Annotated in this window: 17 protein-coding genes; 16 read left to right on the top strand and 1 reads right to left on the bottom strand. The window is 45.4% G+C overall.

Annotated elements, in window-relative coordinates:
- Positions 1 to 47 precede the first annotated feature (47 nt).
- The 8 genes from LOZ91_RS04260 (at position 48) to LOZ91_RS04295 (ending at position 9,247) form a co-directional block, all read left to right on the top strand.
- Positions 48 to 1,067 carry a sulfate ABC transporter substrate-binding protein gene (locus LOZ91_RS04260; protein ID WP_244782707.1) on the top strand — a complete coding sequence of 340 codons (1,020 nt, stop codon included), beginning with the start codon at positions 48 to 50 and terminating at the stop codon, positions 1,065 to 1,067.
- Positions 1,068 to 1,255: 188 nt separating this feature from the next.
- Entirely contained in the window at positions 1,256 to 2,167 is a 912-nt protein-coding gene (rsmH, locus tag LOZ91_RS04265) for a 16S rRNA (cytosine(1402)-N(4))-methyltransferase RsmH (RefSeq protein WP_005094346.1), read from the top strand.
- A gap of 10 nt (positions 2,168 to 2,177) precedes the next feature.
- Complete coding sequence (gene ftsL / locus LOZ91_RS04270) at positions 2,178 to 2,510, top strand: cell division protein FtsL (RefSeq protein ID WP_244782708.1); 333 nt, start codon at positions 2,178 to 2,180, stop codon at positions 2,508 to 2,510.
- A 15-nt stretch (positions 2,511 to 2,525) separates the two neighbouring features.
- Positions 2,526 to 4,349 (top strand): penicillin-binding protein PBP3, encoded by a 1,824-nt coding sequence (gene ftsI / locus LOZ91_RS04275; RefSeq protein ID WP_005094342.1) that lies wholly within the window; start codon positions 2,526 to 2,528, stop codon positions 4,347 to 4,349.
- An 11-nt stretch (positions 4,350 to 4,360) separates the two neighbouring features.
- Positions 4,361 to 5,857 (top strand): UDP-N-acetylmuramoyl-L-alanyl-D-glutamate--2,6-diaminopimelate ligase, encoded by a 1,497-nt coding sequence (locus tag LOZ91_RS04280; protein WP_100355178.1) that lies wholly within the window; start codon positions 4,361 to 4,363, stop codon positions 5,855 to 5,857.
- Positions 5,858 to 5,866: 9 nt separating this feature from the next.
- Complete coding sequence (gene murF, locus LOZ91_RS04285) at positions 5,867 to 7,270, top strand: UDP-N-acetylmuramoyl-tripeptide--D-alanyl-D-alanine ligase (RefSeq protein ID WP_244782709.1); 1,404 nt, start codon at positions 5,867 to 5,869, stop codon at positions 7,268 to 7,270.
- The gene (gene mraY, locus LOZ91_RS04290) at positions 7,271 to 8,389 is read left to right on the top strand and encodes a phospho-N-acetylmuramoyl-pentapeptide-transferase (protein WP_005094334.1); all 1,119 of its coding nucleotides are present in this window, start codon (positions 7,271 to 7,273) and stop codon (positions 8,387 to 8,389) included.
- 54 nt (positions 8,390 to 8,443) lie between these two features.
- Positions 8,444 to 9,247, top strand: coding sequence for a putative RNA methyltransferase (locus LOZ91_RS04295; RefSeq protein ID WP_244782710.1), 804 nt, complete (start codon positions 8,444 to 8,446; stop codon positions 9,245 to 9,247).
- A 63-nt stretch (positions 9,248 to 9,310) separates the two neighbouring features.
- Here the strand turns inward: LOZ91_RS04295 and ponA are convergent, their stop codons facing one another.
- Positions 9,311 to 11,839: a penicillin-binding protein PBP1a gene (ponA, locus tag LOZ91_RS04300; protein ID WP_180075316.1), complete on the bottom strand. Its 2,529-nt coding sequence runs from the start codon at positions 11,837 to 11,839 to the stop codon at positions 9,311 to 9,313.
- Between the two features lie 165 nt (positions 11,840 to 12,004).
- On the opposite strand from ponA, the gene LOZ91_RS04305 reads away from it, so the two are divergent.
- Genes LOZ91_RS04305 through LOZ91_RS04340 form a run of 8 tightly spaced genes read left to right on the top strand, consistent with a single transcriptional unit; the run spans position 12,005 to position 19,692 of the window.
- A complete protein-coding gene (locus LOZ91_RS04305; protein WP_005094327.1) occupies positions 12,005 to 13,063 on the top strand; it encodes a pilus assembly protein PilM in 1,059 nt (352 codons plus the stop codon).
- A complete protein-coding gene (locus LOZ91_RS04310; protein WP_005094324.1) occupies positions 13,063 to 13,701 on the top strand; it encodes a PilN domain-containing protein in 639 nt (212 codons plus the stop codon). Before LOZ91_RS04305 ends, LOZ91_RS04310 begins: the two co-directional genes overlap by 1 nt.
- Complete coding sequence (locus LOZ91_RS04315; RefSeq protein WP_005094323.1) at positions 13,698 to 14,411, top strand: type 4a pilus biogenesis protein PilO; 714 nt, start codon at positions 13,698 to 13,700, stop codon at positions 14,409 to 14,411. The genes LOZ91_RS04310 and LOZ91_RS04315 overlap by 4 nt, the downstream gene beginning before the upstream one ends.
- Positions 14,411 to 14,938 carry a pilus assembly protein PilP gene (locus LOZ91_RS04320; RefSeq protein WP_244782711.1) on the top strand — a complete coding sequence of 176 codons (528 nt, stop codon included), beginning with the start codon at positions 14,411 to 14,413 and terminating at the stop codon, positions 14,936 to 14,938. Before LOZ91_RS04315 ends, LOZ91_RS04320 begins: the two co-directional genes overlap by 1 nt.
- 16 nt (positions 14,939 to 14,954) lie before the next feature.
- Positions 14,955 to 17,120, top strand: coding sequence for a type IV pilus secretin PilQ family protein (locus tag LOZ91_RS04325; RefSeq protein ID WP_244782712.1), 2,166 nt, complete (start codon positions 14,955 to 14,957; stop codon positions 17,118 to 17,120).
- 36 nt (positions 17,121 to 17,156) lie between these two features.
- Entirely contained in the window at positions 17,157 to 17,693 is a 537-nt protein-coding gene (gene aroK / locus LOZ91_RS04330) for a shikimate kinase AroK (RefSeq protein WP_244782713.1), read from the top strand.
- A gap of 28 nt (positions 17,694 to 17,721) precedes the next feature.
- Positions 17,722 to 18,801, top strand: a complete 1,080-nt coding sequence (gene aroB / locus LOZ91_RS04335; protein ID WP_244782714.1) for a 3-dehydroquinate synthase — start codon at positions 17,722 to 17,724, stop codon at positions 18,799 to 18,801.
- Between the two features lie 12 nt (positions 18,802 to 18,813).
- Entirely contained in the window at positions 18,814 to 19,692 is an 879-nt protein-coding gene (locus LOZ91_RS04340) for a hypothetical protein (RefSeq protein WP_244782715.1), read from the top strand.
- The last annotated feature ends 390 nt before the right edge of the window (positions 19,693 to 20,082 follow it).

The following is a 20,082-nucleotide window of genomic DNA, read 5'->3' on the forward strand; positions in this document are numbered from 1 at the left end:
TTTATTTCATATAGTTATATCTATACAAGATAAACTCCCGTGCGCTCATGAAAAATCAATTAAAATCGTTATTTAGCGTTGCCTTATTGGCTACAGGTCTAGGCTTGACAGCGACTGTCTCACAGGCGGCTGATCGTCAATTTCTAAACGTGTCTTATGATGCAACCCGTGAATTCTATGATGAATTCAATAAATCATTTGGTGCTTACTGGAAAAACCGTACCGGTCTGGATGTGAACTTTAAACAGTCACATGGTGGTTCGGGCAAGCAGGCACGTTCGGTGGTCGATGGCCTAAAAGGCGATGTGGTGACTTTGGCGCTGGCCAATGACATCGAAGAAATCGTGAAATCTGGTCAGATTCAACCCGGCTGGCAAAAAGAGTTTCCGCATAATTCTGCACCTTATACCTCAACCATCGTGTTTATGGTGCGCAAAGGCAATCCGAAGGGCATCAAGGACTGGAGTGATCTGACCAAGCCAGGCGTAGAAATTATTACCCCCAACCCGAAAACCGGTGGTTTGCCACGTTGGGTATACCTGTCTGCTTGGGGCTATGCCGAGAAACAGCCGGGGGGTAATAAAGCCAAAGCACAGGACTTTGTCGGTAAACTCTATAAAAATGTCAAAGTGATGGACTCAGCAGCACGTGCTTCGATGACCACGTTTGCTGAGCGTGGCATTGGTGATGTATTGCTGACTTGGGAAAATGAAGCACTGGTTACCCAAAAGACTTTGGGTAAAGACAAGTTTGATATTATTTATCCGTCAATTACGATTTTGACCGAACCATCGGTGGCCATTGTCGATCGTACCGTGGATAAAAATGGCAATAAATGGTTGGCAACAGGTTATATCAACTACCTGTATTCTCCATTGGGTCAGGAAATGGCAGCCAAACATTTCTACCGTCCGCGCAATGAGAAAGTATTAGCCAAATATTCAGCACAATTCCCGAAAATCAAAACTTTTACCATTGATGGAGTGTTTGGCGGCTGGGCCAATGCACAGAAAACCCATTTTGTGAATGGCGCGATTTTTGATCAGATTTATAACTCAAAACGTTAATCTGCTGATTTGAAGACGAATTACAGATAAACAGGCCTCCCTTGCGGAGGCTTTTTTATTGACGACACTCAAATAAAAACGGTTTTCTCTATGGAAAGTAATATTTATCTACAAAAAGTCGTTTGGAGCTTTGCTGAAACAGGGTGATAATGTGCAGTTAAATTTTTCGCCCTATTGATTGAGTTTTTATGTCACATATTTCTGTATTACTTCACGAAACGATTGATGCCTTGTTGGCAGGTCGCAATACGGGAATTTATGTAGACGGTACTTTTGGTCGTGGCGGACATACCCGTTTATTGTTATCAAAATTAGATGAACATGCACGTGTGTATGGCTTTGATAAAGATCCTCAGGCCCTAGAGACGGCAGCAATCTTAGAACAAGAGGATCCACGTTTTAAAATTATTCATGCCAGCTTTGCCGATCTGAAAGACGCACTGGCTGAGCTTGGGATTGAGACCGTGGATGGGGTGATGGCAGATTTAGGCGTGTCTTCGCCGCAGCTGGATCAGGCCGAACGTGGTTTCAGTTTTATGAAAGATGGCCCGCTAGACATGCGCATGGACAATTCTCAAGGTCCAACTGCAGCAGAATGGCTGCTTGAAATTGAAGAAGAAGCACTGGCCAATATCATTTTTAAATACGGTGAAGAGCGTTATAGTCGCCGGATTGCCAAAGCCATCAAGGCGGCAGGGCAGATTGAGACCACGGCTCAACTTGCGGAAATTGTGAAAGTCGCGCATCCAAAATGGGAAAAAAATAAGCATGCTGCGACGCGTACTTTCCAGGCGATTCGTATTGCTATTAATAAAGAATTAGAAGATATTGAAATCTTCTTGCCTCAAGCAGTTGAGGTTTTAAAACCTGAGGCACGTTTGGCCGTAATTAGCTTTCACTCTCTGGAAGACCGTTTGATCAAACAATTTATTCAAAAAGAATCTACATTAGACGAAGATTTTGGCTGGGGAATGCCGGGGCAGCAAAAAGATACACGACGTTTAAAGAAGGTATCCCGCGTAAAAGCCAGTGACGAAGAAGTCAAAGCCAATCCTCGTTCACGTAGTGCATGGCTCCGGGTCGCAGAACGTTTAGCTTAATAGGCACATCATGAAAACTGAAGTGGTTGATAAAAAAACAGAAAAGTTGTGGCTTAAACAAGCCTGCATCTATCTCGTCTTGATACTGATGGTCTTCATCAGTGCAGTCTTTGTGGTATTTCAGGTGTTTGAATATCGTCAGGACACCAGAAAACTGAGCACTTATCTGCGTGAGCGTGATGACCTGAATGCAGATTGGGGACGTTTGTTAATTGAACAGCAAACTTTTGGTGCAACTGCGCAGATTGGTACACGTGCTGTCACCCAGCTGCGCATGTATTCTCCCCCGGTTTCACAAAGTGTTGTCATTTCTTTACCACAAACTTCAAATGAGAAAAAATAAGGCTAGCGCTCGGACATGATAGACAAAAGAAAGAAGCAAGCGGTACGTAAAAAACAATCAGTTACCGACAAAAACGCCTCAAATGTTTATATCAATCGTTTCTATATCATGTGGGCGGTGGTGTTGCTGTGTTTTATTACACTGATTTGCCGTGCCTTCTATGTGCAGATTATCAATAAAGATTTTTTGCAAAATAAAGCCAATGCCAATATTTTAAGAACCAATACCATCAAGGCCATGCGTGGCGTAATTTATGACCGTAATGGGGTGCCGCTGGCGATCAGTACGCCGATCATGAAAATCGTGATTGATCCACGTGACTATTTTGACAATAAAAAACTCTATGACGAGACCATACTGGCACTAGAAAAAGAGCCAGATAGCCGCAAGCTGAAACGCCAGTTGCCGGATAAAAACCTGAATCTGGATGAACTGGCCGATGCAGTCGGTATGGATCGGGCAGAACTACGCAAAAAAATGCAAGAACGCCCGCGTTCTCGTTATCTGATCCTGAAAAAAGAAGTTCCGCCACAACAGGCTGAACTGATCATGAAGCGTAATTTTCAAGGCGTGTATACCGAGAAAAACTACAAACGTTATTATCCGCAGCCACAGCCCAATTCACAGATTATTGGTCTGACCAATAGTGAAGGCACCGGGATTGAAGGTCTGGAAATGCAGCTCAATACCCGTCTGGCAGGTGAAGATGGTGAGCAGCAGATTATCCGGGATAAAAAAGGCAACCGGGTTAAAGAGCCGGAAGTGATTAAAGAAGTCGAGCCGGGCGAGAATATCACCCTGAGTATCGACTCGCGTCTGCAATATATTATGTACCGTGAACTGACTGCGGCAGGTGTGGCCAATAATGCCCGTTCTGCGACTGCGATTGCGGTCGATGTGAAAACCGGAGAAATTCTGGCCTTGTCATCTTGGCCATCATATAATCCGAATGATAAAAATGGTCTGCTGAACAAGGATGCCATGCGTAACCGTGGTGCAGTGGATTCCTTCGAACCGGGTTCGACCATGAAGCCCTTCACTGTGGCAATGGCTCTGGAAAGTGGTAAATATACGGCCAATTCAGTGGTCAACACCACACCGGGCAGTATGCGAATTGGCAATCACACCATTCGTGATACGCATAACTATGGTCAGTTAACACTGGGCGGTATTATCCAGAAATCTTCGAACGTGGGTGTCGCCAAACTGGCCTTGTCTTTGCCGTATGAAACTCTACCTACTTTCTATAAACGCTTGGGTTTTGGCTCACGCTCAGCAGTAAAATTCCCGGGTGAAAGTGCCGGTCTGATCTTGCCACCAAGTAAATGGAATGTGTCAGAAGTGGCAACCATGTCCTATGGTTATGGTCTGAATGCTACTGTGCTGCAAATGGCGGATGCTTATGCCATGCTGGCCAATAAGGGTGTGAGAATGCCGCTGAGCCTGTACAAGCTGGAAGAACAGCCGCAGGGTGAGCAAATGATTGATGCCAATATTGCAGATCAGGTCTTGCTTATGCTCGAAGTAGCAACTCTGCCTGGCGGTACCGCCACGCGCGCGACAATTCCGGGTTATCGTGTGGCAGGGAAAACCGGTACTGCGCATAAACTGCGTGCCGATCGTAAAGGCTATTCTACCAATGAATACCGGGCTTTGTTTGCTGGCGTAGCGCCCGTGAGTGATCCGCGTATTGCCATGGTGGTGGTGGTCGAAAATCCGCAAGGCACCTATTACGGCGGTACGGTATCGGCACCGGTATTTGCACGCGTGATGCAGGAATCCTTGCGTCTGCTAAATGTCCCTCTGGACAAACCTTTAGAATCTCCCAAAGTCCAGTAAATAGGTGATCAATGTCTATTACATTTAAAGATCTCTACGCCGTTCAGGATACTGCTGAATGGATGACCCAAGCCTTTCAGGGTTTCGAACTGGATAGCCGTAAAGTTAAGGCAGGGCAAATTTTTATTGCCTTGACCAGTCTGTCACAACCAGAAAAAACGGCAGTATTTGCACAAAAAGCTTTAGAGCAGGGTGCCTTAGCGGTGATTTCTGAAATCGAATTGGATATCTCACCCAATCTGGTGGTTGCTGATGTCCGACATTTGATGGGACAGTGGCAAAAACAATACTTACAAGCCAGCCAACCTGTTCAGGCTGCAGGTATTCTTGCAGTGACCGGCACCAATGGTAAAACCACGATTTCACGTTTGGTTGCGGAACTGTTCATGTTGCAAAGCAAAGCTTGTGCAGTGATGGGGACTACAGGTAACGGGATTTTGCCAAATCTGGAAGCCTCGTCGCATACCACGCTCGATGCTTTGCAATTGCAAAATGCTTTGCATGTTTATGCTCAAGCCGGTGCTAAATTTGCCTCGATTGAAGCCAGTTCGCATGGTCTGGAGCAAGGTCGCTTGAATGGCTGTGATATCGAGATTGCGGGCTATAGTAATTTAAGTCGCGATCATCTGGATTATCACGGGACGCTGCAAGCTTATGCAGAAGCCAAATCTGCTTTATTTAAATTTGAAAGTTTAAAAGTGGCTGTCATCAACCTGGATGATGCGCATGCTCATATCATGATTGATGCAGCGCGCAACAATCCCTCACAGCCAGAAATTTTGACCTATTCAACCCGTCAAGCTGCGGATTATCAGGTTCAGGATATTCAATACAGCATTTCAGGTGCGACCTTTAAGCTGAAAACTGCTTCTGCTGAATATGTTGTGAACAGTCCGCTGCTTGGACATTTCAATATTGAAAATTTGGTCGCCAGTCTGATCATGGCAGAGCAGGCCGGATTTGATTTAAGTAGCTTGATTGCGACTGTGCCACAGCTCAAAGGTGCACCAGGCCGGATGCAGGTGCTGCGTGATGGCGAGCGCCTATTTGTAGTGGATTATGCGCATACACCTGATGCCTTGACTCAGGTTCTCATCACTTTAAAACGTCATGTTGCGCAAAATCTCTGGGCCGTCTTTGGCTGTGGCGGCGATCGTGACCGCGGCAAGCGTCCACTGATGACCCAAGCAGCATTAGAAGGTTCGGATATTGCGGTCTTGACTTCCGATAACCCGCGAACCGAAGATCCTGCACAAATTTTTGCCGATATGAAAAATGGCATCGACTTTTTAGGCAAAAGCTACCATGAAATTCATGACCGTCGTGAAGCGATCAAGTTTGCCGTTAAACACGCGCAGGCAGGGGACATCGTGGTGATTGCAGGCAAAGGTCACGAAAATTATCAGGAAATTGATGGTGTACGTCACTGGTTTGATGATGTGGTCGAAGTGCAAGCCGCGATTGATGCCCAGCATCACAGCGCAGATTCAGCTTATCCAGCGTATTAGGATTCAGATATGCATACCTCAACAACCAGTACCGTGCCACTTGCACCTTGGACAGCAGAACAGCTTGAACAAGCGACTCAAGGCGATTGGCTCAATAATAAAAAACCGGCAGACGTCATCAAACGTATTCTGACCGATTCGCGTGATGCTGAACAAGGGGATGTTTTCCTTGCGCTGCAAGGCGAGCGCTTTGATGCCCATGATTTTGTGGCACAAGTAGCAGCAAGCGGCTGTCAGATTGCGATCGTCAGTCGACCGCTCGATATTGATATCTGCCAGCTTGTCGTAGACGATACCCGTTTGGCACTAGGGCGGTTGGGCGCATACCGTCGTCAGCAGAATCCTCAGCTCAAAGTCATTGCCTTGACCGGCAGCAGTGGCAAGACCACCACCAAGGAAATGCTGGGGAGCATCTTGTCTCGTCTTGCGCCGACACTGATCACGCGTGGCAACCTGAATAATGACCTCGGCGTACCGGTGATGTTGCTCGAATTACGTCCCGAACATCAGTATGCAGTGATGGAGCTGGGTGCAAGTCATCAGGGCGAAATTGATTACACCTCAAACATGGTACAGCCGCATGTAGCCGGGATTATTAATATCGGGACTGCGCATTTGGGTGAATTCGGCGGTCGTGATGGCATTTGTACTGCCAAATCTGAAATTTATGCGCATATTACAGAAACCTCGATTATTCCTGCCGCAGATGATTTTACTGAAACCATTCGTCAGGCGGTCAAAACTGAACAAAGCTTAAGTTTTGGTGCCGGCGGTGAGGTGTATGCCAGCGATGTCGTGCTTGATGCGCAATCTTCTACCTTTACCCTGCATACACCACAAGCTTCGAAAACAGTTCAGCTGCCCTTTGCCGGTGAGCATAATGTTGAAAATGCCACAGCAGCGGCTGCCTTTGCTTTGGCAATCGGGATTGGTCTGGATGATATTGTGACCGGTCTGGAGCAGGCTGTGGGTGCCAAAGGCCGTTTGAACTTTATTCAACACAAACAGTATTTGCTGATTGATGATACCTACAATGCCAATCCTGGTTCAATGCGTGCAGCAGCTGAAGTTTTGGCACAGCAGCAGGGCATTCGGGTCATGGTGACCGGTGATATCGGTGAACTCGGTTCATCGGCTGCGATGGAACATTATAAGCTGGGTCGAGATCTGGTCTCGGTCAAAGGCATTAACTTTGTGGTGGCTGTGGGTGAATTTGCACCTGCCGCACAGGAAGGTGCACGTAGTACCCAATATGGTAAGAAAATGCAGGCTTTCCTGAATCAGGAGCAGGCATTGCCATTTTTAATTCATTTGATTGAAACACATCAACCTCAGCCGATGTCATTTCTGTTTAAAGGGTCGCGTTATACCCATATGGAAACATTGATGGCTGCATTGATGGAGAAACTCTAAATGCTGTTATGGCTCTTTGAACATTTGGCGGGCTTTGACAGCACGTTTCAGGTGGTTCGTTATTTAACTTTACGTGCGTTGCTCAGTGTCCTGACGGCATTGACCATTGGTCTGGTGCTGGGTCCTATCATGATTCGCAAGCTTCAGGCACTCAAATATGGTCAGGCGGTCAGCTCGTATGCCCCTGAAAACCATGCCAAGAAAATGGGTACGCCGACCATGGGTGGGGTACTAATCCTGCTTTCAATCGGTATTTCGACCCTGCTTTGGGCGGATCTTTCCAATCCTTATGTCTGGATTGTACTGGCGGTGATGGTCATCTTCGGTGCCGTGGGTTGGGCAGATGACTGGATTAAAATCCGTTATAAAGACAATGCCGGTCTGCCTGCGAAGAAAAAATTCTTCTGGACTTCGGTCGGTGCATTGGGAGTCGGTATTGCCCTGTATGTGATTGCACAGCAGCAGACCAATCCGGTACATACCGCGAATATGCTGGATCTTTTGATTCCATTTTTTAAAGATTTGACGATTCCGCTGTCGGCTATTCCACTGGGGATTGGCTTCATTATTTTCACTTATTTTGTGATCAATGGTGCATCCAATGCGGTAAACCTCACCGATGGTCTGGATGGTCTGGCGATTATGCCAATTGTACTGGTTGCAGCAGGTCTGGGTGTATTTGCCTATCTGGCCGGAGACGTGCGTTTTGCCAATTACCTGCATATTCCCTATGTGAAATATTCCTCTGAACTGGTGGTGATCTGTGCGGCGATGATTGGTGCCGGTCTGGCATTCCTGTGGTATAACGCCCATCCTGCCCAAGTGTTTATGGGTGATGTCGGTGCTTTATCACTGGGTGCGATGTTGGGGACGATTGCCGTGATGGTACGTCAGGAAATCGTCTTTGCGATTATGGCGGGTGTATTCTTGGTCGAAGCGATTTCAGTATTCTTGCAGATTGGTTCATTAAGAATGCGCAATAAACGCGTGTTCCTGATGGCACCGCTGCATCATCATTATGAAAAGAAAGGCTGGCGTGAAACTCAAGTCGTCATTCGTTTCTGGATTATTACGATTATGCTGGTGGTTTTGGGTCTAATGACCTTAAAATTGCGCTAAGAGATGCATTGAAAAAAGTCGGCGCAGGCCGGCTTTTTTGTTTTGGAGAAAATGATGAATTTACTCATGTGCCCAGTCTGTCGCCAGCAGTTGAGCTTAAATGAAAGAACATGGCGATGTGAGAATCATCATAGCTACGATGTGGCCAAGCAAGGCTATGTGAACCTGCATGTGGTGCAACATAAACACAGTAAAAATCCTGGGGATACGCCTGAGTCCGTCCAGGCACGTCGTGCATTTTTGAGTGCGGGTCATTATGCGCCTTTGCAACAGGCCGTGGTGGAGAAGCTCCGAGAGCTGCGTATTGAAAATCTTTTAGATATTGGGTGTGGTGAAGGCTACTATACTGATGCCATGCAGGCTGAAGTGCTGCAATGCGTCGGGGTGGATATTGCCAAAAATGCCGTTCAGGTCGCGGCCAAGCTCAATAAAAATATCACCTGGGTCGTAGGAACCGGGGCGACTTTACCGGTGCTGGATGAGTCGATTGATATGTGTACCAGCCTGTTCAGCCCGATCCCAAAACAGGAAATTTTACGGGTTTTAAAAGCTGAAGGTTATTTAATGGTGGTGACACCTGCGCCACAGCATTTATATGCGATGCGTGAGGCACTTTTTGAAGAAGTGAAACCCCACGAACCGCAAAAGTTTGTTGAGCAACTGCAAGATGAATTTGATCTGTTCAGTGAGCAGGTGATTGATGCCCCGATGACTTTGCCACAGACAGATTTAAAAAACCTGATTGCTATGACACCGTATGCTTACAAGGCCAAACCTGAACGCCGTCTGGCACTTGAACAGCAGGATCAGTTTAAATTGCTGGCGCAATATCAGATCTATCTGTTTCAGAAAAAATAAAAATTCACCGATAAAAATGCCCTCATTGTTGAGGGCTTTTTTATACTAGTTTGTCGGTTGTGGTTATTGCACTTCTTGAATCAGGTTTTCTAAAGCGTCCACTTTGCTTGGTTGAAGCGGCTGTTCTGGCGGAGCAGTTGTTTCAGTAGCATCTGGCACAGCGATTTCCTGTCCCGGCAGATCTTCGAAATCCGTTTCTGTCCGTTTCGGGACGACCACAGGTGCCGGGCGGTAAAGCGCAGTGGCCATTGGTGGTGAAGACGGATCATTCTGCGCTTCATCACCCTGAACTGCCTTGCTTCGATTCACTGGTGCCTTGGCATTACGGTCTAAACGCACCCATGCTTCTGGCTGACCTTTTAAGGCATTGCCCATAAAGTCGGTCCAGATCGGTAAGGCTGCCACACCACCATATTCACGGCGTCCCAAGGTTTTAGGCTGGTCAAAGCCGACCCAGGTGATGGTAACCAGTTTGCCATTGAACCCTGCGAACCAGGCATCTTTGGCGTCATTTGTGGTTCCGGTTTTGCCCCCAATATCATTTCGCCCGATTCTTAAGGCCGCACGGCCGGTACCGTGCTGAATCACATCACGCAGAATATTGGCCATGTCATAGGCAGAGCTGGATTTTAAAATACGCTGTGCCTGACGATAATTACTGTCTTCGGCAGAGACTTTGGGTGCAGCCTGTTTCTGTTCTAGACTTGTATTGTTGATTGCAATCGCTTCATCATCTGCGGTCATGGTGTCGGCAGGTTGAGCAGGTTCTTCTTCGGTATTGATACATGAAATACACGCATATTCAGGCTGAGCCTCAAAAATGGTATGGCCATAGGCATCTTCAATACGGGTAATGAAATGTGGCTGGATCCGGTAACCACCGTTGGCAAAAGTCGCATAACCTGTCGCCATCTGAATCGGCAGAACCTGAGGCGTGCCGAGTGCGATGGTGTAGTTACGCGGGATCTGATTGTCCTGTAAACCAAAATCCATAAACAGCTGACGGGTACGTTCAATCCCGACAGCCTGTAATAAACGCACTGAAACGGTATTGCGCGAAAGATATAGTGCGCGGCGTAGCGGGATCATCCCCAGATAACGGCCATCTGAATTACGAGGTGTCCATTTGCCAATGGTAATTGGCGCATCATTCACCATGGTATGCGGTGTCATGCCTCGTTCTAAAGCCAGTGCATAAACAAAAGGCTTAATCGTAGAGCCGGGTTGACGCCAGCCCTGGATTGCACGGTTAAATTTCGACTGATAAAAGTTGTATCCGCCCACAATGGCTTCAATTGCACCATTATTTGGATTGATGGCAATCAACTGTCCTTGCACATTTGGAATTTGTACCAGCGACCACGAGGTTTTATTCTGATTCGGTCGTAAACGTATAATATCTTTGACTTTGACAATCTCGGAAGCTTTGCTCGGCGCACCACCTACACTGTTGACATTGCGAAAGGGGCGCGCCCAAGACATACCGGACCACGGTACAGTTACCGTGGTGCCATCCTGCATCAACGCTTCAAAACTGGAATTGCCAACCTTGGTTACTTGAGCAGGGTAGGTGTTGGCATAGGCACGGAAATTTTCCAGCGGTTGATCATGTGCTTCAGCACCACGCCAGCCATGTCGACGGTCATAAGCTTCCAGACCCTCTTGTACCGCCTGTTCTGCATAGGTCTGGCGTTCACTATGGATAGTGGTATAGACCTTGTAGCCAGAATCTACCGCCTGTTCGCCAAAGTTTTGTACCAGTTCAGAACGCACCATCTCACCGACATACGGGAATTTATTGCGGGTACTGCGGTCAGGCATATCCAGATTGATGGGTTCAGCAATCGCTTGTTGATACTGACTCTGGTTCAGATAGCCCAGTTGCAGCATACGTCCTAAAATCCAGTTGCGACGTTCGAGAGCACGTTTGGGGTTGGCCACCGGATTATATCGAGAAGGCGCTTTAGGTAAGCCCGAAATCATGGCCATTTGCGCAATCGAAAGCTCTTCTAAACTCTTGTTATAGTAAATTTTGGCTGCTGCTGCGATCCCGTAGGCATTCTTACCCAAGAAGATTTTATTCACATAGAGTGTCAGAATTTCTTCTTTGGTTAGGCTTTGCTCAATCTTACGGGCCAGAAAAATTTCAGTCAGTTTACGCTTGAGTGTTCGTTCGGGGCTGAGATAATAGTTTTTCGCCACCTGCATGGTGATAGTGGAACCACCGGTCTGCACATCCGAACCGGTGATACTTTCACTGACTGCACGGCCTAAGCTTTTAAAACTGATTCCGCTATGCTCGAAAAAGCTGGAATCTTCAGCGGCGAGGAAAGCATGAATAAACTCGGATGGAATTTGTTCATATTTCACGGGAACAGAAAGCTTGCCACCATACTCAGCAATTAATTCATTATCTGAACTAAAAACTTGTAAAGGCTTTAATAAAGGCGCCTTTTTAAGCGTGGACATTTCAGGCAAAGATGGGGCAATATAGAGATACATGCCATAGAAACCCATCGGAATTGAGATCAGGATAATGATAATGATCAAAAAAAATGGGTGAACAAGGCCTGAACAAGATAGCTTTTTCATAACAAGTAAGTTTTAATAAGAGCTAATGGCGAACTAATTACCGATCAGTATATCCTTTAGATATACATATTGTTAGATGAGTTATTGTATCTATATAAAATTATAGATCGGATCGATTAGTAAGTTAGATTTAATTGGGGACAAAAAAATAATAGGAATTATATTGTGCGCAGGTTATATCGTAAACCAAATAAGGGGTTAATAGGAGTTGATATTAGTTCGACTTCTGTTAAGGTTTTAGAGCTTTCTGTAAAAAGTGGCCGTTACTGGGTAGAGAGCTATGCTTTGGTCCCATTAATGGAAAACAGTGTTGTTGAAAAAAACGTCTTAAACCCGGAAGCAGTCGCGGATGCCCTTGGGCGTGCAATTAATTTGGCCAACACCCAGTCGAATCATGCCGCTTTTGCCATTCCAACCTCTATGGTGATTACCAAAACTATCGAGATGGATGCAGACATGTCGAATGATGAGCGTGAAGTTCAGATTCGTGAGGATGCAGAACAGTATATTCCGTTCCCACTCGATGAAGCCAGTCTGGACTTTGAAGTTCTGCCTGACCGTCTTGCCAATCCAAACCGGGTCAATGTGCTGTTGGTGGCAACCCGCATTGAAAATATTGAAGCACGTTCTGAAGTTTTGGAAATTGCCGGACTGACACCCAAGATCGCGGATGTAGAAAGTTTTGCGCTGGAAAATGCTTTTAAAGTGTTTTCGGATACTTTGCCGATGGGGGTAAATACTGTCGGTATTTTAGACATTGGACATAGTATGACCACCTTGTCTGTCATGCAGAACAACAAAATTATTTATACCCGTGAGCAGGTGTTCGGTGGCAAACAGCTGACTCAGGAAATTCAGAACCGTTATGGTCTGTCTTTTGAAGAAGCCGGGCGTGCTAAAAAAACCCGTGCTTTGCCAGATGATTATGATATTGAAGTGCTAGAACCGTTCCTGGATGCCGTAGTGCAACAGGCAGCGCGGTCATTACAATTCTTCTTTTCATCGTCTCAGTTTAATGAGATTGATCATATTTTATTGGCCGGCGGGAATGCCAATATTCCAGGTCTGGCAAAATTATTACAACAAAAACTCGGTTACCGTGTCACGATCGCGAATCCATTTTTGCAAATGGGCTTTTCTCCTCAAATTGATATTAAAAAAATTGAAAATGACGCGTCATCACTCATGGTTGCATGTGGTTTGGCATTGAGGAGTTTTGATTAATGGCAAAGATTAACTTACTTCCTTGGCGTGATGAGCTAAGAATTAAAAGAAATAATGAATTCGTGGCAATCTGTGTGGGGGCGCTTTTCTTAGGACTGGCGGCGGCAGGTTCAACCTGGTTTTATTATGATCACAAGCTTCAGGATCAGGAACAGGCCAATCAGCTGATTCAAAGTACCAACCAGAATCTGGATGTGCAGTTAAAAGCGCTAGAAGGTTTGCAAGAGCAACGTAATGCCATTGTTGAGCGGATGAAGCTGATTCAGGGCTTGCAAACGCAACGTCCGATCGCGGTGCATTTGATTGATGAAATTGTACGGGTGACACCAGCCAATATGTACATCACCAAGTTTCAGCGTACTGGCGATAAATTTAGCATCGAAGGTCGAGCCGAGAGTCCAAATACCGTAGCAGAATTACTGCGTAATCTGGAAGCTTCCTCCTGGTACCGAAACGCCTTTATGAATGCCTTTCTGGTGGCTGAAGAATCCAAAGAAAAGGCACCGAGCTCGATTATTCCACGTGTTGAAGAGTCTTATGGCAGCTTTACCGTGACTGTGGATCTGGATCAGATCGCTGAACCGGTACTGAATGAAGAACAGCAAGCAGCCAATACCACTCCGGGGGCATCATCATGAGTAATGAAAAATTCGATGAGTTCAGCCAGGATGCCGTGGCTGTACCTAAAAATAAAATGACAGTTGAGAAATTTTTTCAGCAATTCAATACCCTAGATCCTAATAATTATGGCAGCTGGCCTTTATCGGTCAAGATTAGCTGCTGGATTTTTATTGTTATCTTGGTATTTATGCTGATTTATTTTGCTCTGACCAGAAGTACGATTGAATCGATTTCACAAGCCAGTGCCCAGGAACAAAACCTGCTGAATGAGTTTCGTGAAAAGGAATCAAAATTACGTAATCTACAACAATATCAGATTCAGCTTCAGGAAATGGAAGCGCGTTTTAACCAGCAATTAGAACAATTGCCGAAGGAAACTGAAATTCCGGGTCTGGTTGAGGATATTAACCTGAGCGGTGTCAATTCAGGTCTGAAGTTTAAAAATATCCGTCTGGAACCTGAAATTAAGCAAGAGTTCTTTATTGAACAGCCCATTGCGATTGAAGCGACTGGGGATTATCACGCTTTTGGCTCTTTTGTCAGCAGTATTGCAGGTTTGTCGCGTATTGTTACCTTGCATGATTTCACCATTACCGGTACTGAGAATAAAGAGAAAAAGTCTGAGATTCCGGTGATTGATTATGTGGTCAAGGCCAAAACCTATCGTTATGTGGGCAATGCCGAGGCTTCTTCAGCAGGTACGAGCACTACTCAGGGGGCGCAGTAATGAATAGGATTAAAATTACTTCAGTTTTAGCGCTTGGACTGGTATTGCTGGGATGTGATTCACGTATTGATGCAGTCAATCAGGAAATGGCCAATATTCGTAATCAGCCACCTTTGCCGATTGAACCTGCACCCGATTTTATACCAGTTGAAACCTTCAACTATGCAGCACATCAGATCAAAAGTCCTTTCCTGCCAAGTTCTCTGGCTGCCGAGCTAAAGATTATGGCAGGGAAACGGGTTTATCCAAATTTGTCACGTCAATTGCAACCACTGGAAAGTTATCCTCTGGAAACCTTGAGCATGAAAGGCAGCATGCGTAATCAGGCCGGACAGATTCTGGCTTTAATCCAGACACCGGACGGTGAGATTGAACGGATACAGCGTGGTAGCTATATGGGGCTTAATCATGGTCGTGTGAGTGGTATTACACCAACGCAGATCGATTTGATTGAGATTATTCCAGATGGCCGTGAAGGATATGTGGAGCGTCCGCGAAGTCTGGTTCTGATTGGGCCGGCACCATAAGTTTTAGGGAATAACAATGAATAAGAGTATTAAAGAATTTATTTTTGGGGATGCTAATACAATGAATCGTGTGTTTCGTCAGTTTTCAATGGGTGCTGTTGCGATTGCGGTGATGCAAGCAGCCAGCGCGCAGGTAGCCGTGACCAATATCGTAGCTATGCAGCTTCCTGGACAAGGAACTGAAATTCGGGTGATGTTCAATGGTTTGCCACCACAGCCACAAGCCTATCAATTAGAATCACCTTCGCGTCTAATTTTAGATTTTGACCAGGCCCAACAAAACTTAAAGCAAAGCAATATTCCGGTGGCAACACGTGAAGCCAGTTCGGTCGATGTGACTTCGGATGCACAACGTGCCCGTTTGACTGTTAATCTGGCAGATGCTGGTGTCTTTACCACGCGAGTTGAAGGGAATACCTTTATCCTGAAAATCAACTCAGCCACGCCAGTCGCGACAGCTCAACCGGTATTACAGCAGTCAGCTCAGGGAATTAGCAATATCAGTTTCCAGCGTGGGGCTCAAGGTGAAGGTCAGGTGGTGATTGACCTGGCAGGCAATAATACCCCGGTTGATGTACAGCAGCAGGGGACTAAAATCATTGTTCGAACCTTAGGCACGAAGATCCCGACGCATTTGACCCGTCGTCTGAATGTGAATGATTTTGCGACGCCTGTGTCGAGTGTGGATGCAATGAATCAAAATGGATCAGGCATGATTACGATCCAGTCCGGGGAAAGCTATGAATATATGGCTTATCAAACGGATAATAAGCTGACCATCAGTTTGAAACGTCCGGAAGCCAAGAGTCCGCTACGTCCGAAGACCGTGGCTTATAGCGGCAAGAAAATTTCACTCGATTTCCAGGATATTGAAGTACGTCGTGTACTACAGCTTTTGGCTGATTTTACCGATATCAATATGGTGGCAGCAGATAGTGTACAAGGCAATATTACCTTGCGCCTAAAAGAAGTGCCTTGGGATCAGGCACTGGATATTGTACTGAAAACCAAAAACCTGGATAAACGCCGTAATGGTAATGTGATCTGGATTGCACCAGTGACAGAATTGATTAAGGCAGAAGAGGAAGAGGCAAAAGCCTTGAAGCAGAGCGTTGCACTTGCCCCTATTCAGACTGAATATATGCAGCTGAGTTATGCTAAAGCTACAGATATTGAAAAACTGATCACTCAAAATAAAGGTGCATCTAGTTCGGGTGGTTCAAGTAACACCACGAATAATGATGATAAAGAAAGTTTATTAAGTTCACGTGGTTCAGTGTCTATTGATGCACGAACCAATACTATTATTGTGAATGATACCCAGCCTTTTATCGATAAAATCCGGAATATGGTGGATCTGCTCGATGTACAGGTCAAGCAGGTGATGGTTGAGGCGCGTATTGTACGTGCCACCACTGACTTCACCAAAGAAATGGGGGTGAAGTGGGGGATTCTGTCACAAGGCATTACCAACAATAATAGCCTTCTGGTCGGTGGTAGCGATACGACATTGTGGGATCTTAGAGAACCAGAAGAAAATGATTTCGGTGGATATACCTATGATATTCAGCGTCCACAAAACCTGAATGTGGATTTAGGCGTAACAAGCCCGGGTGCAAGTCGTATCGCCTTTGGTTTAATCAGTCTTTCTGATTTTATGCTAGATCTGGAGCTTTCTGCACTTCAGGCAGATGGCTACGGTGAGGTGATTTCTACACCTAAAGTACTGACTGCGGACAAGCAGAAAGCAACTGTTGCCTCTGGTTCTCAAATTCCGTACCAGTCAGCAGAGGGTGGCGGTGCGAATGCAGTATCTACTACGGAATTTATTGATGCTACGCTAAGTCTGGATGTCACACCAAGCATTACGCCAGATGGCAAGGTACAGATGGAACTCAATATTACCAGTGACTCACCGGGTAACCCGACACCGACCGGACAGCTCACTATTAACAAAAACCAGATCACTACCAATGTTTTGGTTGATAATGGTGAAACAGTCGTCTTAGGTGGTATTTTTGAGCAGGAAACCCGTAATGCACAAACCAAGGTACCTTTCCTGGGGGATATTCCTTATGTAGGGCGTTTATTCCGTAAAGATTTAAAGTCGGATAATAAACGTGAGCTACTGATTTTCGTTACACCTCGAATTGTTAATGACAGTGTTTCAAGAAATCATTAATATATTTTGAATTTAACAAAACGAATAGGTGACTCCTTGCCAAGCAAAGAGTTTGAAACCCTACCAAATATTTATTTGGTAGGGCCGATGGGGGCCGGTAAAACAACAGTAGGACGACATCTCGCAGAATTGTTAGGACGCGAATTTCTAGACAGTGATCATGAAATTGAACGTAAAACAGGCGCGACTATTCCCTGGATTTTTGAAAAAGAAGGGGAACAGGGTTTTCGTGACCGTGAAACTGCTGTAATTAATGAACTTACCTCACGTCCTCATCTGGTTTTAGCCACCGGCGGTGGTGCCATTACTCAGACCTTAAATCGGGATTATCTGAAACAGCGAGGAATCGTCGTTTATCTCTATACGCCGGTTGAAATTCAACTGCAGCGTACCTATCGCGATAAAAACCGTCCACTCCTCCAAGTCGAAAATCCGGAACAAAAGTTACGTGATTTATTGGCAGTTCGTGACCCCTTGTATCGGGAAGTGGCACATCATATCATTGAGACCAATCAGGGTGCGGCACGAGATCTGGCGCAGCGGATTCTCAATCTCATTACTTCCAAGAACTAAGTACATTGAATAAAGTGGTTAATCAAACATGCAAACCTTATATGTAGAACTCGGAGAACGTCGTTACCCTATTTTTATCGGGAGCGATCTTGATCCACAGGCCTTATTGGCTCCCTATATTCATGGCAAGCAAGTGATGATTGTGAGCAATACCACGGTTGCGCCACTTTATTTGCAACATTATCAAACTGCGATTGAAGCTTTAGACAAGCATGTCGCGACCTGTATTTTGCCCGATGGTGAAAAATATAAGGATAGCCAGCATCTGAATCTGATCTTTGATGCATTGCTTGAAGCTGGTTTTAACCGGGACTGTACGGTGCTTGCGCTCGGTGGTGGTGTGATTGGTGATATGGCCGGTTTTGCTTCGGCATGTTTCCAGCGTGGCGTGTATTTCATTCAGGTACCAACGACTTTACTGTCTCAAGTCGATTCCAGTGTGGGTGGAAAAACCGGGATTAATCATCCACTGGGTAAAAACATGATTGGTGCGTTCCAGCAACCGCAAGTGGTGCTGGCCGATATGTCGCAACTTTCTACTTTACCCGATCGTGAACTTGCGGCAGGTTTGGCTGAAGTGATTAAGTATGCGCTACTCGGTGATGAATTATTTCTGCTCTGGCTTGAAGAGAATATGGATGCTCTGGTCAGTCGTGATGAGAAACTACTGGCTGAGGCCGTTTATCGTTCCTGTGTGCACAAGGCCCGGATTGTCGCCAATGATGAAAAAGAGCAAGGGGAACGTGCTCTACTGAATCTGGGGCATACTTTTGGACATGCGATTGAATCTTATCTGGGTTATGGTGTCTGGCTACATGGTGAGGCTGTTGCAACAGGTATGGTCATGGCGGCAGATTTATCACAGCGTATGGGCTGGATTTCTCAAGGTGATCTGGAGCGTACAAAAAAAATCATTTCTCGTGCCAAACTTCCGATCGTTTGTCCTAAAATCCCTCTTGATGATTTCCTGGCATATATGGCCCATGACAAAAAAGTCTTGAATGGACAATTGCGTCTGGTGTTGTTGCAACAATTAGGTAAAGCTGTGATTACTCGGGATTTTGATCTTGAGCGAATGCAACAGGCAATTTTAGCGAATCAGGCATAGGTTTTAGTTTTTATGACAGCATTACACACTCCTTGGCAAAAGGTTCAGCACTATTTCTGGCTGGTCTGTGGTGTATGCTGCCTATTTGCTGCCTTAGTCTTTTGGGCGGTGACTGATTCAGATGATGTCATCGAAATTGAAAAAAAACCTGAAACTGAAGTTCAATTGCAGATTCAGGCGGAAAAAGTAGCCACAATGACCCATCTTGGTGCGCTTTTTCAGGAAGTGAAACCACTGGATCTAAATACGCGTACCGTCGTGAATGCCAGTCATGAGCCGGAATTTCGCGGTACCAAATTTGTCAATGAAGCGAAAAACCAGCATGCCATTGAATTATTTCGTGTGACCAATGAAGCCATTTTAAAAAGTTTTCTTAAAAAACAGTCCGATCGTAAGTCTTTTATTTATTTAAGAATCTCGGGTGAAAATCAGCCAGAACAATATGTATTGTTATATGGCCAATATAAGACGGCGGCACAAGCCAATCAGGCACTCTCTACACTGAAGTTAAATTTACCGGTCTCAGTCAAGCCTGAAGTGGTGCCCATGCAGCAATATGTCAGTCTGGTCAATAATCTGGGTTCAGAGGAATTGGCCAGTAATCAAAAGCTTTATGAAATTCGTTTGAGAAATGTGCCTTTGCCGAAAGTAGATGAATCGGTACGACTTAGACAGCAGCAAACCCAAACTGAGGTCAAGCCGCGTAGCTCTGATGCGGCGACTACTAGTACCACCATTGTGCGTCGTGATTCATCGGGAAATGTAGTTGATGTACAGAAATCTGAAAGTGCTGTAGAAGGTACACCTCAACCGCAAAATAACAATAATCGACCTGCTCAGGGCAGTAATCCGCGTCCTCAAAATAACGAGATTAGTGATCCATTTAATTAGTTCGGTCTAAAATAGCGCATCCAAAAAATTACAGAATTAAAAATGAGCGCTTTTGGTGCAAAAAATGCACATTAAAATTAACCCTTAGAGTGCTGTTCTACGCTAAATCTTTGTCATCTGTATTGTTTTAATTTATGCGCTGTTTGTTGGCATGGAATTTGCTTTATTGGTGCATGAATTGAATTAATCTCCCTGTTTTAGCGCGAAAAATGATTCGATGACACCGTATGAATGTCATATTTATTCCTGATTTTTATGTTATTCATCAGCAAAATAAACTTTATTTTTTATGCATTCGGTCTAAAAAAGGACTACGCTGAAGAAATAAAGAGGAAAAATTTTGCTTGATTAAAACGGTCTTCGAAAGTCCATTCAACGCAGCGCAGAGAA

Source organism: Acinetobacter sp. F-1 (genome assembly GCF_022869025.1).
GTDB classification, from domain to species: Bacteria; Pseudomonadota; Gammaproteobacteria; order Pseudomonadales; family Moraxellaceae; genus Acinetobacter; species Acinetobacter pseudolwoffii.

Bases quoted from the DNA above. Each gene is read 5' to 3' on its own strand.
- ftsI (WP_005094342.1), top strand. From the start codon at position 2,526: ATGATAGACAAAAGAAAGAAGCAAGCGGTACGTAAAAAACAATCAGTT.
- LOZ91_RS04310 (WP_005094324.1), top strand. From the start codon at position 13,063: ATGGCAAAGATTAACTTACTTCCTTGGCGTGATGAGCTAAGAATTAAA.
- mraY (WP_005094334.1), top strand. From the start codon at position 7,271: ATGCTGTTATGGCTCTTTGAACATTTGGCGGGCTTTGACAGCACGTTT.
- LOZ91_RS04260 (WP_244782707.1), top strand. From the start codon at position 48: ATGAAAAATCAATTAAAATCGTTATTTAGCGTTGCCTTATTGGCTACA.
- ftsL (WP_244782708.1), top strand. From the start codon at position 2,178: ATGAAAACTGAAGTGGTTGATAAAAAAACAGAAAAGTTGTGGCTTAAA.
- LOZ91_RS04320 (WP_244782711.1), top strand. From the start codon at position 14,411: ATGAATAGGATTAAAATTACTTCAGTTTTAGCGCTTGGACTGGTATTG.
- murF (WP_244782709.1), top strand. From the start codon at position 5,867: ATGCATACCTCAACAACCAGTACCGTGCCACTTGCACCTTGGACAGCA.
- rsmH (WP_005094346.1), top strand. From the start codon at position 1,256: ATGTCACATATTTCTGTATTACTTCACGAAACGATTGATGCCTTGTTG.
- aroB (WP_244782714.1), top strand. From the start codon at position 17,722: ATGCAAACCTTATATGTAGAACTCGGAGAACGTCGTTACCCTATTTTT.
- ponA (WP_180075316.1), bottom strand. From the start codon at position 11,839: ATGAAAAAGCTATCTTGTTCAGGCCTTGTTCACCCATTTTTTTTGATC.
- LOZ91_RS04280 (WP_100355178.1), top strand. From the start codon at position 4,361: ATGTCTATTACATTTAAAGATCTCTACGCCGTTCAGGATACTGCTGAA.
- LOZ91_RS04315 (WP_005094323.1), top strand. From the start codon at position 13,698: ATGAGTAATGAAAAATTCGATGAGTTCAGCCAGGATGCCGTGGCTGTA.
- LOZ91_RS04295 (WP_244782710.1), top strand. From the start codon at position 8,444: ATGAATTTACTCATGTGCCCAGTCTGTCGCCAGCAGTTGAGCTTAAAT.
- LOZ91_RS04340 (WP_244782715.1), top strand. From the start codon at position 18,814: ATGACAGCATTACACACTCCTTGGCAAAAGGTTCAGCACTATTTCTGG.
- LOZ91_RS04325 (WP_244782712.1), top strand. From the start codon at position 14,955: ATGAATAAGAGTATTAAAGAATTTATTTTTGGGGATGCTAATACAATG.